The following is a 16,076-nucleotide window of genomic DNA, read 5'->3' on the forward strand; positions in this document are numbered from 1 at the left end:
ATAAAGAAATCTATAACAATCTTAAAATGAAGAAACAAAATATGCTATTTGTGTGCGATAAAAACAATAACCTTCAACTATTGATGCCATGAAAATTTTGAGACTTTTCTATACAACACTTTTTGTTATCCTCATAGGATGTAACTCTGAATCTGGGATTACCGTTACGGATTTAAAATGTGAGTACCGCGAAAATCCTTTGGGAATTGACAATACGACACCTAGATTTAGTTGGAAGCTGATGAAAGAAAATTTTACGAGGGGCGAAAGACAAACGGCCTATCAAATTGTGGTTTCGCGTGATTTTAATAAAGACGATGCTGTTGTCTGGGATTCGAAGAAGGTGACTTCCGACCAATCTGTAAACGTTAGATATGCAGGTGAAGTACTAGCCTCAAGCAAGAAGTATTTTTGGAAGGTTCGTTTTTGGGATGCAAAAGGCCAGGCTTCCCCTTGGAGCGAAGTTGCCCATTTTTCGATGGGACTCTTACAAACAACCGACTGGAAAGGTGATTGGATTCATAAAAAAGACCAAAAAAAGACGGACCATAATTGGTACCGTAAAACCTTTGAACTAACTAAAAATGTTGAATCGGCCTTGGTTTATGTAGGCTCCTTTGGGTACCATGAACTTTATGTCAACGGTGAGAAAGTCACCCAAAACGTGATGAATCCCGTTTCCTCTTATATGAAAAAGCGGATTCCCTACCTCACCTATGATGTTACCGATTTACTTCAGAAAGGAAAAAATGTCATCGCCATTTGGCATGCCGCTGGTTGGGCGCGTTGGGACAGGATTACCGAGTATCGAAATCCGCCATTCGTCTTTAAGGCTCAGGCCGAAATAGAAACAGCTTCTGAACAAATTTCACTCTATACCGACGAAACTTGGAAATGCAAAAAAAGTCATAGCGAATATTACGGTGATTGGGATATTTTGGATTTCGGGGGCGAAACCATCGACGATAGAAAAAAAGAAGACGATTGGAATACCCTTGCCTACGATGATAGCGACTGGGCAAATGCTGCGATTTATGACCACAGGGCATTAAATAAAGCACTGAAAGAGATTAAGGAGGATGTGGTGGTTTTGGAAGATATATTAATTGGCAGGGGCAAATTCAAAAACAGGCGATTTACCCCCATCACTGCTGAACTGAGTTCTCAAATGGTAGAACCACAGGTACGATTCAAAGAAGTAAAACCTATTGGTGTGGCCAAAAATGACGATGGCACCTATCGTATTGATATGGGTGAAAATTACACCGGTTTTTTTGAGATGGAACTGTATAACGGTAAGGAAGGCGATTCCATTTTATTTGAAATCAGCGACCGAGAAGAGGTTACCTCCAACTGGAAACAGAAAAGCAAATACATCTATGGCACAACGGGTAAGGGTAAATTCGAAAATCGATTTAATGTGGCCGGTGGTCGTTGGGTGACCGTTCACGGCTTGAGTTACGAACCGGAGTTAAAAGACATCAAAGGTTATGTGGTCACGAACGACCGGAAGCAAATCAGTTCGTTTGAATCATCAGACCCGCAATTGAATAAAATTTATCAAGTCAATTTGGATACCTATATCGCCAATACCATGGATGGTATTTTGGTCGATTGCCCCCATCGGGAACGTCGAGGCTGGGGCGAAGTGACCGTCGCTGCCATGTATGGCGATGCGCTGCCCAATTTTGAGAGTGGTGCCTACATGGACCAATACCTACAATACACAAGGGATGCCCAACTGCCTGACGGACAAATACGGGCCATCATCAATGAGAACGACCGACCCTTTCTAATGTGGAAGGCCAATAACCCCTTGACCGTTTGGGAAACCTATAGAATGTTAGGCGATAAAAAAGTGTTGGAAGACAATTACGAATCCATGCAAAAATGGATGACGTGGATGTACGAACATTCGGATCATGAAAATGGAGGTCCGCTCATTGCCGGAGAACGTGGGGCACGGGAATTTCCTGGTTTAGGAGATTGGTGTACCCCGCGAGGTAATTTTTGGACAAGTAGCAATTCTCCCAATGCATTGCATTTTAACAATAGTATTTACGCTTACATGCTGGATAATGCTGTAAAAATTTCTTCCACCTTAGGTAAGGAAGAAGATGTGGCCACCTATTCTGATAGACTTGAAGTGCAGCGCAACGCCACGCACCAAATGTCTTATGACCCTGAAACAGGAAAATATGTTAACGGCCAACAAGTAAATCAGGCTTTTGCCTTATTGGCGGGAGTGACACCTGATGCCGAAAAGAAAAAGGTCTATAATAATCTGGTAGACAACATACTGTACAAGTATCCCTATTACGATACGGGCAGTTCGGGTCAGGCCTTGTACACGCGATATTTTTTAGAATCCGGGGAGCGCATGGATCTGATTTACGAGTTGCTAAAAGATAAACACCACCCCAGCTACGGTTATTTCCTAGAACAGGGCAAAACGGTGTGGCCCGAGCGTTGGTCGGCCGTAGGAGTCAGCCAAATCCATACCTGTTACACGGGTATTGGCGGCTATTTTATTAAAGGTTTTGGGGGTATTCGTCCGCAACCAGAACATCCGGGTATGCAACAGATGATGATAAAACCCGCGGTGGTCAGCGATTTGGAATTTGCAAACACCGAGTACGAATCTATGTATGGAAACGTGGTGGTCAATTGGAAAAAATCGGGGAAAGATGCGACCTTCCATGTGGAAGTCCCTATTAATACCACGGCCAATATTTATCTGCCCGCAACCTCTAAAGAAGTGGTGTCGGAAAATGGTGTGCTTGCTGAGAATGCAGAGGGACTGCAATATGTAGGGGTGGAAGCCAATGATGCAGTAGGTAACTATGTGATTTTTGAAGCGGTTTCAGGTATTTATGATTTTCAGGTAGGGGAGTTGCCAAAAACATCCTTTCCAGCACCATTGGGTACTACAGAAAATTTAGCGCAATTGGGGAGGATAAGTGCATCTTCCATGTATATCGAAACCGAAAAACTACCAGGTTTTGAGGCCTTTAAAGCGAATGATTCCGATGATGAAACCCGCTGGTTGGCAGCAGAAGTAGAAAACCAATATTTGGAAGTCGTTTGGATTGCCCCCCAAACCTTTAGCATGATTGAATTGAATGAGGTAGGCAATGCCATTACAGACTTTAAAATCCAGATATGGAAAGAAGGTACTTGGCAGGATGTAACAATTGCCAGCACAAATAAGGTAACGAAAAAACACAATTTCGAAAAGGTAACGACCACCAAGTGCCGGATTTTAATTGAAAAGGCTACTGCGCCGCCATCCATTTCAGAAATCAGAATTTTTTAATCGGCATACTATGAATGATAGGAGGAAATTTATAAAAGACGTGTCAGCCTTGGGACTTGTAGGCGCGACCTATCCCTTATTGAGTTCTTGTTTGGATAAAAGAAAAACTACGCTACTGGATGAAAAGATAACCAAGATTGAATTGTATAGATACGATATCAATATACCTAGGTATTTTTCTTTCGGAACCTGGTACAACCGCCAACATTTGTTTATGAAATTGACTGCAGGGGACTTTTATGGTTGGTCTGAAATTCCAGCTTCAAGAAATGTACCCGATCTGCAACCGGTGAGTTGGGTAAACTATGTAAAACAATTTAAGGGACTGACCGTTTCGGCAGCTCAAGAATTGTTGCAATCACAACAAGTGCCCGACAGTGCCACTTCCTTAAAGGAAATGGAATTTATGGATGTGGCACTATTAGATGTTGCAGGTCGTTTGCAAGAAAAACCCGGAGTAGAACTGCTTGATCTACCCTATAGTGATGCCGTACCTGGACTTTATTGCATTCTGTATAAAGATGAGGAAGAAGTGCGAAAAGAAGCAGAAAAAAGTCTGGAACAAAACCTAGGCCATCACCTTAAATTCAAGATGTACGGTGAGCAGGAGCTTGACCTGAAATTATTGAAGATTATTCGAGGGGTATTGGGAGAGAATTCAGTAGTAATTTCAGATGTTAATAGTGGTTACAAAAATTGGAGTTCCTTGAAGGAACTTGCCGATATCATAAACGTATTTAAGGACAATGGTTTAAATGCCATTGAGGACCCTGCCGAAATGAGCAACGATCAATGGGCGACCTTACAAGGGATGGTGGGCGAACTCTCTTTAATTCCCGATAAGCCCATGCGACCTTCGTGGAAAGGTATGGAAACGATTCGACCTGATATGGGGCGCATCTTCAACATGCACCCATCTACTATGGGCAGTTTCAAACAAACGGCACTACTAGCAAACAAAATACGTGAGGTAGGTGGTAAAATTATGGTGGGGGATGATAGTTTGGTAGGCCCAGCCTGTTCGGCATGGCAACAACTGGCCATAGGTGTTGGAGCCGATTGGGTAGAAGCCATTGAGAAAAAAGAGGATTCTGCCCTGTACATGGATTGTATTATAAAATCACCCACCAAAAAACTATCCAACGGCTATTATGCCTTGGAGAAAGCACCTGGATTTGGGTTGGTATTGGACGAGGAACGACTAAAAAGCATGACCAAATTATATATAGACATTTAAAAACTAAACGAATAAATGCCCGAGCATAAAAATTGAAATCGTTTTGAGGAATGTTAATCTGTAAACTATTCAAAAAGTATAATGATGAGAATTAAAAGAATCAGTCCTTTTTTTTATGCGATGCTATCGCTTGTCATTACGAGCTGTAAAAAAATAGAAGTTGTTAAAAAACCTAATGTGTTGCTCATCTGTCTAGATGACCTTCGTCCAGAATTAAAGAGTTTCGGCGCAACGCATATTAGCTCACCAAATATTGACGCTTTTGCGGAAACAGGGATTAGATTCCGCAAACATTTTGTGAATTCCCCAAGTTGTGGTCCATCGCGTTACACATTATTGACAGGACAATTTGGCCCCGTAGGCAATAATGCTCTTTTTCAAAGAGCAGATATAATGAACGAAGGCACTCAAAAGGTGGATAAATCGATGCCAGCATGGTTTAAATCGCATGGCTATACTACGGTTTCTGTCGGGAAAGTTTCACATCATCCAGGGGGGAGAGGTGGCAAGAATTGGAATGACAGTTCAATAGTTGAAATGCCTAATGCTTGGGACAAACATCTTGTGCCCGTTGCGGAATGGGAACATCCACGTGGAATGATGCACGGTTTAGCCAATGGAGAGGTAAGGGTAAAGTCGGGCGAAATGGATGTATTTCAGACCGTAGCAGGAGATGATAATGTGTATCCAGACGGGGCAATTACTAATGAAGCTATAAGGCAATTGAACTCACTTGCCGAGAATACCAACATTCCATTTTTTATGGCGGTCGGCATCATCAAACCACATTTACCCTTTGGTGCACCAAAAACGTATTATGACAGGTACAATGGCGTTGTATTTCCAGAGATAAAATATCCTCAAAAACCAAAAGGAAAAACCACATGGCACGGCTCAGGCGAATTTATGAGATACCATCGCTGGGGTAAAAATCCTAATACGGACCCTGAATTTGCCGATGATGTTCGTCGGCACTATGCGGCATGTGTGAGCTATGCAGATGCCCAAGTGGGCAAAATACTGGCAGAATTGAAAAGAACTGGGGCAGACAAAAACACTATTGTGGTCCTTTGGGGAGACCACGGATGGCATTTGGGAGAACACGGCATTTGGGGAAAACATAGTTTATTTGAGGAATCATTACATGCGCCCCTACTAATTCACCATCCAGAAATGAAAAACAAAGGGGCCAGTACAGATGCTATTGTTGAAACCGTGGACATCTTTCCCACCTTATGTGATTTGGCCGGAATTGAAATCCCTGAGTACGGCCATGGGGTGTCCTTAAAAAAAATAGTGGCGGACCCAAATACCACAGGTCATGACGCCATAGCGTATAACGGCAAGGCTTCAACCATAAGAACGCCAACCCATAGGATGATTCTTCATAAAGACGGATTTGTGGAATTATACGACCATACGTCAACAGAAAAGGAAACAAAGAACGTGGCAGGGCAACATGAGGAACTGGTGGAAGAATTAACGTATAAACTAAAAACAAGGTTGGATTGATGCTAGAAAGTCACCTGTAAAACGGAAGAGGTCTTTTGACGTAACATTAAAATAAATCAAATAATGATAAAAGTTGGATTATTCGGAATAGGGTTGGATACCTATTGGCCACAATTTGAGGGTTTGTTGGAACGTTTGCAAGGCTATCAAAATCAGATTGCTCAAAAGATGGAAGGTTTTGGGGCCGAGGTGGTCAATGTGGGTTTGGTGGATTCCCCGGAAAAGGCACGCAAAACGGCACAAACCCTAAAAACGGAAGATGTGGATATGCTATTCTTATATGTCTCCACTTATGCGTTGTCTTCAACCGTTTTACCCGTGGTACAAAAGTTGAATTGTCCTGTGGTGATTTTGAACATACAACCCGTGGCCGCCATAGATTACGAACGTTTTAATGCCTTGGGCGACCGCGGAAAAATGACTGGCGAATGGTTAGCGCATTGCCAAGCCTGTTCCGTACCAGAACTGGCGAATGTTTTTAACCGCTCAGGCATAGGGTATGAATTTGTGACCGGATATTTAGACGAGCCAGCCGTTTGGACCGAGATTCAAGATTGGATTGATGCCGCCCGTGTAAAATCTGTGATGAACCACAATCGCTTGGGCGTTTTAGGTCACTATTACGGCGGTATGTTGGATGTATATTCCGATTTGACCAAACAATCCGCCGCTTTTGGTACGCACATCGAAATCGTGGAAATGTGTGAACTTAAAAAATACAGGGATGCCGTTACCGCTGTTGAAGTCGACGGAAAGTTAGCGGAGTTCCAAAACACCTTTGAAGTCGTTGATGCTTGCGAAGATGCCGAACTGATAAGGGCTGCAAAAACATCGATAGCCTTGGACAAATTAGTACAAAACCATGACTTAGGGTCTTTGGCCTACTATTACGAAGGCGAAAACGGCAACGAATATGAAAATATAGTGACTTCAGTAATTGCTGGAAACACCTTGCTAACAGGGAAAAACGTACCGGTTGCAGGCGAATACGAAGTCAAGAATGCCCAAGCCATGAAAATCATGGATGCCTTTGGGGTTGGTGGTTCGTTCTCTGAGTTTTATGCGATGGATTTCAATGATGATATTGTAATGTTAGGGCATGACGGTCCTGCACATTTTGCCATTGCAGAAGGAAACGTGGAATTAGTTCCTTTGCCCGTATATCATGGCAAACCGGGCAAGGGCTTATCCATTCAAATGACCGTAAAGCACGGTCCGGTAACGTTACTCTCCGTTGTTGAAGGAAAAGACGATGTGTTTTTGTTAGTGGCCGAAGGCGAATCCGTTGAAGGACCGGTGTTACACATTGGCAATACCAACAGTCGTTACCGTTTTTCCATTGGGGCAAGGGCGTTTATGAACGAATGGTCCAAACAAGGGCCATCGCACCATTGTGCTATTGGCGTGGGTCATATTGCGAACAAAATTGAAAAACTGGGGAATCTATTGAATCTTAGGGTGGTGCGTGTTTGTTGAAGTTGATATTGAAATGAGTTTAATGAACATATTATGATGAAAAATATTCTTTTATTTCTTGTTTTTGGTTTTACAATTACCTGCACTGGGCATAGATTGTATGCCACTGCAAATCCAGATACCACTTATACCATTTTCCAGTTCCCACAACATAAAATGCCACGTATAGACGGAGATTTTTCTGATTGGAATATGGTTCCCGATTCCTATGCTATTGGTTTGGACCAAATGAAAGAAACCGTCAATGGTATCGGTTTTAACCTTGATGCCAACGATTTGGATATTTCAGTAAAAGTAGGCTGGGTGAAAAACTTGAATAGGCTTTATTTTTATGTGGAAGTTTATGATGATTTCTGGGAGTTTGAACAATTGAATATCAAACAAGATATCTTTGAATTGGTAGTTGATGCTGATGTTTCCGGTGGAAATTTCATTAAAAAATGGAATGCAAATAAGCGAAACATTCCAATCGAAGAATTACATTTTAGAGGGCACGGTGCACATGCGCAGAACTATCATGTCTTTATGCCCGCAATACATAAAGACTGGGCCATGGTTTGGGGCAATACCCCTTGGATTAAAGATTTTCCTTTTGCAAATGCAGCCTATAGTCATAATTTAGAACAAGGCAAATCAGGTACGCTTAAAATGGAGTTTTGGATAACACCATTTGATTACGCTGCTATTGAAGGCATCAATAGTTCGGTAGTATCAGAACTAAAAGAGAACGAGATAATTTCCATGTCGTGGTGTGTTCTAGACTATGACAATGAAAATAAAGTGCGAAAAGATTTTATAAACTTGGCCCACAATACCAACATGATTCATGATGGCGATTATATGAATGCATTTCGTTTAATGCCCTTGATTGAATCGTTACAACCCGGATTGCAAGCTAATTGGTCATTTGTTGAAGTTGATCGAGACAGGCGGATTTTTGCGTTTAAAGACGAATCCTTAGGCAGCGTTGAAAAGTGGACATGGGATTTTGGTGATGGTACTACCTCAGAAGAGCGTCATCCTATACATCAATATTCTAGCACAGGACACTGGACCGTGGTACTCACTGTGGAAGATGAAAGTGGAAAATCTATACGTTCCAAAGTTTGGGATATTGTTACGAAATAGTATGGCAGAAATTTAAGTCAATATTGAAAATGAGAATAGGATTGATAAGCTGGCAAAGCTGTTCAATTGTTCTTTGGTTCGGGTTTGTTAAGCCATAACTAGCAAAACAGGACTTAACAGGATAGTCTGAGCAATTCCAAATTGTATTTTCAGGGATTAAGAAATAAACATTTAAGGTTTCCAATCGCTCAAGCAATCTCTTAAAATGAAAAAACTCATCATATACCTATTTACTTGCAGTCTCTTGGCCGCATCATGTAAGGATATGACACAAAAAAAAGAAGTAAGCCAGCCTAACAAACCTAAAAACATACTGTTTATTGCGGTTGATGATTTACGGCCTGAATTGAATTTTTATGGGGCAAAGCATATAGCATCACCCAACTTGGATAAACTGGCCAGCGAGAGCATGGTCTTCAATCGTGCGTATTGTAATGTGCCTGTATGTGGTGCATCAAGGGCAAGTTTACTTACCGGTTCCAGACCTACACGTTATCGATTTTTAGATGCTCGAACCCAGAAAGATGCAGATTACCCAGAAGCAGTCTCATTACCCCAGTTGTTAAAACAAAATGGTTATACGACCATATCTAACGGAAAGATTTACCATAATGGTAAAGATGATATTGCCGCGTGGGATTCCAGATGGTTTCCCAAAGGCAATGTAAGGGACTATCAAATGCCCAATAATGCAAAAGAAGCATTAGATATTGGTTACGGACCGGCCTTCGAGACCATTGAAATTGCGGACAGCACCTATTTTGATGGTAAAATAGCCCAAAAAGGCATTGCGGATTTAAGAAAATTGCAGCATGGAGACCAACCATTTTTTCTTGCCCTCGGTTTTATGAAACCCCATTTACCTTTTAATGCCCCAAGGAAATATTGGGATTTATATGATAGAAGCAAAATTGAATTACCTGAAAGCCATACGCAGCCAAAAAGTACACCCAAAAAGGCATTTCATAATTTTGGCGAATTGCGTCAGTATAATAATATTCCCAAAAAAGGAGATATTCCAGAGCCATTGGCAAAAGAACTCATTCACGGGTATTATGCTTGTGTGAGTTATGTTGATTCCCAAATAGGTTTAGTCTTAGACGAATTGAAACGATTGAATCTAGAAGATGATACGATTGTTATTCTATGGGGTGATCATGGTTGGAATTTGGGAGACCACAAATTATGGTGTAAACATGTCACTTTTGAAACTGCTTTAAGAACACCCTTACTACTAAAAGTTCCTGGAAAAACCAATGGGCAAACAACAAATGCGATTACAGAATATATCGACATTTACCCCAGTTTGGCCGAATTGGTTGGCCTAGAGGTGCCAAAGACCGTTCAAGGCCAAAGTTTTGTACCTCTCTTAAATGGGGAACCACAAGAAAAGGATTGGGCGGTATCTAAATTTAAGGATGCGGTGACTTTAATTAAAGGTGATTTGTTTTATACCGAATGGACAAAGGATGATGGTGTTGCCTATGCCCGAATGTTGTTCGATCATAAAACAGACCCGTTAGAATTGAATAATTTGGCGGAGCTTCCAGAACATCAAGAAACAGTAAGCCAATTGGCGAAGGAATTAAGGGAGAAATGGGGAGAGGATTTTTTACAAAAAAACTAGGATGGCGTAAATAAAATTTTCGATTGGATAGCAAATGGTAGAAATCAATTTTAAAAATAAAAAAAATAAGGGGCAAACTTTTCGGTTGGCACTATGTATTGTTTTACCAATAATCCTTTTTTCTTGTGGGGAGAAAGCACAAGAAAAGGAAAGGGTTGTTGAAAAGAAGCCTAATATCATTTACATCTTGGCCGACGATTTGGGTTATGGCGATTTAAGCATTACAGGACAGAAAAAATTTGAAACCCCAAATTTGGATAAGCTCGCCCAAGATGGTATACTTTTTACGCAAAACTATTCCGGTTCCACAGTCTGTGCGCCCTCTCGTTCTGCTTTAATGACAGGTCTGCATACGGGCCATACCTTCATAAGGGGCAACAAAGAAATTAGGCCAGAAGGGCAATACCCATTGGATTCATCAGTGATCACCGTTGCAGAACTTTTAAAATCCGCAGGCTACGTTACCGGGGCCTTTGGTAAATGGGGCCTAGGGTATCCCGGTTCTGAAGGTGACCCCAACCGGCAAGGATTTGATATGTTCTATGGCTATAATTGTCAGCGAATGGGTCATAATTACTATCCTTATCATTTATGGGAGAATCAAAATAAAGTAGCCCTAATAGACAATGAGGGTAAAAAAGAAGGAACGTATGCGCCGGATGAGATACATCAAAAATCATTGGAGTTTCTAGAAAAAAATAAGGACACGACTTTTTTTATGTATTATCCGTCCATTATTCCCCACGCCGAGCTTTTGGTACCTGATAGCTTGCTCCAAAAATTCCGAGGAAAATATTTACCCGAAAAGGAATATGTTGGTCTAGATGATGGTACACAGTATCGAAAAGGCCCTTACGGTTCACAAAAGGAAGCCCATGCGGCCTTTGCTGCAATGGTGTATTTGTTGGATAAGCAGGTTGGTGAAATTCGAAAGAAAGTTGAAGATTTGGGTATTGCTGACAGTACGCTGATTGTCTTCACTTCTGATAATGGTCCGCATCAAGAGGGAGGTGCTGACCCCGATTATTTTAATAGTAATGCACAATTTAAGGGATATAAACGAGATGTATATGAAGGGGGCATTCGGGTACCGATGATTGCCTTTTGGCCAAAAACCATTAAGGAAAATTCTGTTTCTGAACATGTATCCGCATTTTGGGATTTTCTTCCAACGGTTGTAGATTTAGTGGATTTATCCCATTCTGAAAATACGGATGGAATTTCCTTTCTGCCAGAATTGCTCGGTGAAGAACAACGTAAACATGATTTCCTGTACTGGGAGTTTCATGAACGGGGAGGCAAACAGGCCGTTCGAATGGGAGATTGGAAAGGGATTCGTTTGAATATGGCCAACAATCCAGATGCCGCAATTGAATTGTATGATTTAAGTGCAGACCCTGGTGAGGAAAATAATATAGCAGAAGACAATCCGGTAATCGTAGCTAGGATTGAACAAATCATGAAGGAAGAACGAACACCATCTGAAGTATTTCGCTTTGAATTTGAAAATTACCAGAACAATGAATAAACTCCTCCGTATTATACCCTTGCTTATTCTCATAATAAGTTCTTGCAGTACTAAACCAAAAGAAATAACCAGACCCAATATCATCATCATCAATGTAGATGATATGGGGTGGAAAGATGTGGGTTTTATGGGCAGTCAATACTACGAAACCCCCAATTTAGATGAGTTGGCCAGCCAAGGTATGGTCTTTACCAACGGCTACGCTTCCGCTTCCAATTGTGCCCCGAGTAGGGCCTGTTTAATGACAGGTCAATGGACGCCCCGGCACGGTGTTTATACTGTGAATTCTTCCGAACGCGGAAAAGCCAAAGACAGAAAACTTATTCCCACAAAAAATACCCACACCCTACCAACTCAATTTAAGATACTTCCAGAAGTCCTGCAGGAAAACGGTTATACGACCTGCCAAGCCGGGAAATGGCATTTGAGCGACAACCCCTTGGAATACGGTTTTGATGTGAACATCGCAGGGGGTCATAACGGGCTCCCCAAAAGCTACTATCCTCCCTATAAAAATGTGACCATAGAAAAAGGAAGTGCGGAATACCTTACGGATTTGATTGTTGAAAAAGCCCTAAAATTCATCGATACGGTTCAAAAACCTTTTTATTTAAACTATGCTCCTTACGCAGTACATGTGCCCATCATGCCCGTAGATAGTATTGTTCCTAAATACGCGAAAAAGTCGCCCTGGCAGGGTCAAGGAAACGCCGAATATGCCTCCATGGTCGATAATTTGGATAGGAATATCGGTTTGCTTGTCCACAAATTAAAGGAGAAGGGATTGTTTGAAAAAACAGTGATTGTCTTTACATCAGATAATGGAGGCTTGTACGGCATCACCAAACAAAAACCCTTAAGGGCAGGTAAAGGTAGTTATTACGAAGGTGGAATCAGGGAACCTTTTTTCTTTGTTTTTAATGAAAAAATAAGGCCAGAGACAACATCGGATATTCCGATAACCAATCTGGACCTATTTCCAACAATTCTGCATTACGCTGGTGTTGCGTCAGACTCCCTTAACTTGGATGGTGAAAATTTAGCGGTGCTTTTGGAAGAGAAGGAAGAAAACTTGGAACGTCTGCTATTTTGGCATTTTCCCATTTATTTACAGGCCTATAATGTAGATGACAATGAAAACAGGGACCCTTTGTTTAGAACCCGTCCTGGTTCAGTGATAAGAAAAGGCGATTGGAAACTACATTATTATTTTGAAGATGATGGGATGGAATTGTACAACCTAGCTGATGATATTGGTGAAAAGAATAATCTTGTTGAAAAATATCCTGACAAAACCAACGAGCTGTTAGGCCTCTTGAAACAATGGTGGAAAAGAACCGATGCGCCAATTCCAGACCAGCTGAATCCTGAGTATGTAGAAAAAATATAATCTGAACCGATTTTAGTCCAAAAAGTATGCAAGCACTATTAGGCGTATTATTTCATTCCTTAGGCGGCGTAGCGGCCGGTAGTTTTTATATGCCCTATAACAAGGTCAAGGGATGGGCATGGGAGAGTTATTGGATGGTGGGTGGTCTCATGTCTTGGTTAGTGGTGCCACCCATTGCCGCATGGTTGACCGTTCCGGGTTTTACTGAAATCATTGCTGATGCATCAGGAAGTTTACTCTTTTTCACCTACGTCATGGGACTGCTCTGGGGTGTTGGCGGACTATCCTACGGCTTGGGGATACGCTACCTTGGGATGTCTTTGGGCAATTCTGTTGTACTTGGATTTTGCGCTGCCTTTGGGGCATTGGTTCCGCCTATTTATTACAATCTAGTTCCTTCAGAGGGAAAGGTGACCTTTACCGAAATGTTGGCATCTACGGGGGGGCAGGTTGTTCTCTTGGGGGTGGTCGTTTGTATTTTGGGCATTGCGGTTTGCGGGAAGGCCGGAATGCTAAAAGAAAAACAGCTTTCTGACGCGGAAAAAAAGAAGACCGTGGTGGAGTTCAATCTCGTAAAGGGCTTAGTTGTGGCCATACTCTCCGGAATTCTAAGTGCCTTTTTCAATTTCGGTATTGAATCGGGCAAACCCTTGGCGGAGGCGGCCATAGCAGCAGGTCACGATAGTTTGTTTGCCAACAACGTCACTTTTGTGGTCATCCTTTGGGGCGGACTCACCACCAACCTCGTTTGGACCATCCTATTAAGCCTTAAAAACAAATCATATACCGATTTCGTGAATACGGACTCCCCTATTGCCAAAAATATGGCTTTCGCTGCTTTAGCCGGATTCATCTGGTTTTTACAGTTCTTTTTTTACGGAATGGGAGAAAGTAAACTAGGCAACGGAGCCAGCTCTTGGATACTGCATATGTCCACCATCATTTTAACCGCGAACCTGTGGGGCATCTATCGCAAAGAATGGAAAGGAGTCGCAAAAAAAACCAAAATGACCATAATCGCCGGTATTGGGGTTATTCTTTTGTCGGTGGTTTTGGTGGGGATCGGGAATTCTATTTAAAAATGGTAATCTGACTACAGCTTTGAACTGCAACCTGCAATAAGGAACAAGTGCTAACCTAACACCATATTGGCTTTGTTAGTTATTCAAAATTAAACATGGGAAGTGTAGCGGTTATCGCAGAGGTACTTTAATGACCATGAACAGACTCAAGAATGGATAACAATTCTATCATAGTAAAATTGGGATGCTAAGGCGAATTGGGTTCCTTCTAGCTTATTGACACCTGTTAAGATACTGCCTAGGAAAAAGAAGGGGTTGATTTTGTTAAGATAGTTAGGTTTACATACTTGTATAAATGAAAATTAAAAAGCCTGAACCATCCAGCAACACAGCTTGGAATAGTTCAGGCTAATTGTTTGACTTAAAGAAATTTATTTTGAAATCACAATGGATTCAACTTGCCTTTCAGTCCCTTTTATTATCTGTAAAAAATAAATCCCGTTGGGAAGAAAATCAAGATTTATTCTTTCGACAATCCCATAATCGAAACCATAGTCCTTTTCGAACAAGGTCTTTCCGTTAGCATCGAAAACTACCAGTGAAACAGTTTCATTTTCTGATTTTTCCGTGAAGTTAACAAACAGCTCACCGGACGTAGGATTCGGATATAAAGAAACGCTGGTATTTTCCTCTATCTCATTACTAGCAACAAACGCTTTGAGGTTTGTAGTACCTGTGGCCAGTGAACCAAAAACCCTCACCTCGGCTAGACTAAGTATTTCTGATCTAACATGACGAATCAATACATATCGACCACGAACGGAAATTCCGTTGAAATTTTGCAAATTTCCACTACCGGTCAATGTAGCTACCTCTGTAAAATCGTTTGGATCATTGCTTTCGCTATTTCCCACGTAAAGTTTCGCACCCTGTAAACGACCAGAACAACAGTCCGTTCTATTGAACACTTCAATATTAGAAATATCATAGGTGTCACCAAGGTCTACGCGCCACCATGGATTAGCTTCTCTACTAGTGTGTGTAACACTATTTTGTGTATAATAATTCCCTGAAGCATTCCCATCTACTGCGAGGGCGGCAGACCCCGGCCAAACGGGTGAAGATGTTGATTGCACCGCAGGTTTGTTCAAGGCTAGGTTATTATCTGTAGTTGTATCGGTGCTTAACTCTCCGAACACCTGCACCTCGGCCAAACTCAGGAACTCCTGCCGCACGTGACGAACCATCACATAACGCCCGCTGACATCGAGGTTATTGAAATTTTGCAAATTTCCACTACCGGTCAACGTAGCTACCTCTGTAAAATCGTTTGGATCATTGCTTTTGCTATTTCCCACGTAAAGTTTCGCACCCTGTAAACGCCCGGAACAACAGTCTGTTCTATTGAACACTTCAATATCAGAAATATCATAGGTGTCACCAAGGTCTACGCGCCACCATGGATTAGCTTCTCTACCGGTGTGTGTAACGCTATTTTGTGTAAAATAATTCCCTAGAGTATTCCCATCTACGGCCCTGGACGAGGGCCCGTCAAAATCTGTAGAAGACTGCACCGTGGGTTTGTTCAAAGCTATATTCGCTTTAGGCGCGTCGGTGCTTAACTCTCCGAACACCTGCACCTCGGCCAAACTCAGGAACTCTTGCCGTACGTGACGAACCATCACATAACGCCCGCTGACATCGAGGTTATTGAAATTTTGCAAATTTCCACTACCGGTCAACGTAGCTACCTCTGTAAAATCGTTTGGATCATTGCTTTCGCTATTTCCCACGTAAAGTTTCGCACCCTGCAAACGCCCGGAACAACAGTCCGTTCTAT

At 41.9% G+C, this 16,076-nt stretch carries 10 protein-coding genes; 9 read left to right on the forward strand and 1 reads right to left on the reverse strand.

What is annotated here, in order from left to right:
• Positions 1 to 88: 88 nt before the first annotated feature.
• From H5V42_RS12945 to rhaT, 9 genes are all read left to right on the forward strand, one after another.
• Entirely contained in the window at positions 89 to 3,316 is a 3,228-nt protein-coding gene (locus tag H5V42_RS12945) for a family 78 glycoside hydrolase catalytic domain (RefSeq protein WP_185783593.1), read from the forward strand.
• A gap of 10 nt (positions 3,317 to 3,326) precedes the next feature.
• Complete coding sequence (locus tag H5V42_RS12950) at positions 3,327 to 4,553, forward strand: mandelate racemase/muconate lactonizing enzyme family protein (protein ID WP_188669521.1); 1,227 nt, start codon at positions 3,327 to 3,329, stop codon at positions 4,551 to 4,553.
• 177 nt (positions 4,554 to 4,730) lie between these two features.
• Positions 4,731 to 6,065, forward strand: a complete 1,335-nt coding sequence (locus H5V42_RS12955; RefSeq protein WP_390809402.1) for a sulfatase — start codon at positions 4,731 to 4,733, stop codon at positions 6,063 to 6,065.
• 63 nt (positions 6,066 to 6,128) lie between these two features.
• The gene (locus tag H5V42_RS12960) at positions 6,129 to 7,541 is read left to right on the forward strand and encodes an arabinose isomerase (RefSeq protein WP_185783596.1); all 1,413 of its coding nucleotides are present in this window, start codon (positions 6,129 to 6,131) and stop codon (positions 7,539 to 7,541) included.
• Positions 7,542 to 7,574: 33 nt separating this feature from the next.
• A complete protein-coding gene (locus H5V42_RS12965) occupies positions 7,575 to 8,669 on the forward strand; it encodes a PKD domain-containing protein (protein WP_206682547.1) in 1,095 nt (364 codons plus the stop codon).
• 205 nt (positions 8,670 to 8,874) lie between these two features.
• The gene (locus H5V42_RS12970; protein ID WP_229665673.1) at positions 8,875 to 10,296 is read left to right on the forward strand and encodes a sulfatase; all 1,422 of its coding nucleotides are present in this window, start codon (positions 8,875 to 8,877) and stop codon (positions 10,294 to 10,296) included.
• A gap of 85 nt (positions 10,297 to 10,381) precedes the next feature.
• Positions 10,382 to 11,824, forward strand: a complete 1,443-nt coding sequence (locus H5V42_RS12975) for an arylsulfatase (protein WP_229665672.1) — start codon at positions 10,382 to 10,384, stop codon at positions 11,822 to 11,824.
• A complete protein-coding gene (locus tag H5V42_RS12980; protein WP_185783599.1) occupies positions 11,817 to 13,214 on the forward strand; it encodes a sulfatase in 1,398 nt (465 codons plus the stop codon). The genes H5V42_RS12975 and H5V42_RS12980 overlap by 8 nt, the downstream gene beginning before the upstream one ends.
• A gap of 26 nt (positions 13,215 to 13,240) precedes the next feature.
• Positions 13,241 to 14,293 (forward strand): L-rhamnose/proton symporter RhaT, encoded by a 1,053-nt coding sequence (gene rhaT, locus H5V42_RS12985; RefSeq protein ID WP_185783600.1) that lies wholly within the window; start codon positions 13,241 to 13,243, stop codon positions 14,291 to 14,293.
• Positions 14,294 to 14,667: 374 nt separating this feature from the next.
• Here rhaT and H5V42_RS12990 read toward each other — a convergent pair.
• The coding region (locus H5V42_RS12990; protein ID WP_206682548.1) for a galactose-binding domain-containing protein at positions 14,668 to 16,076 on the reverse strand (1,409 nt) is incomplete at its 5' end.

Origin of the sequence: Croceivirga lutea (assembly GCF_014235875.1) — a bacterium.
GTDB classification, from domain to species: Bacteria; Bacteroidota; Bacteroidia; order Flavobacteriales; family Flavobacteriaceae; genus Croceivirga; species Croceivirga lutea.

Excerpts from the sequence above, each read along its gene's own strand:
- rhaT (WP_185783600.1), top strand. The coding sequence starts at position 13,241 with ATGCAAGCACTATTAGGCGTATTATTTCATTCCTTAGGCGGCGTAGCG.
- H5V42_RS12945 (WP_185783593.1), top strand. The coding sequence starts at position 89 with ATGAAAATTTTGAGACTTTTCTATACAACACTTTTTGTTATCCTCATA.
- H5V42_RS12980 (WP_185783599.1), top strand. The coding sequence starts at position 11,817 with ATGAATAAACTCCTCCGTATTATACCCTTGCTTATTCTCATAATAAGT.
- H5V42_RS12965 (WP_206682547.1), top strand. The coding sequence starts at position 7,575 with ATGATGAAAAATATTCTTTTATTTCTTGTTTTTGGTTTTACAATTACC.
- H5V42_RS12970 (WP_229665673.1), top strand. The coding sequence starts at position 8,875 with ATGAAAAAACTCATCATATACCTATTTACTTGCAGTCTCTTGGCCGCA.
- H5V42_RS12950 (WP_188669521.1), top strand. The coding sequence starts at position 3,327 with ATGAATGATAGGAGGAAATTTATAAAAGACGTGTCAGCCTTGGGACTT.
- H5V42_RS12960 (WP_185783596.1), top strand. The coding sequence starts at position 6,129 with ATGATAAAAGTTGGATTATTCGGAATAGGGTTGGATACCTATTGGCCA.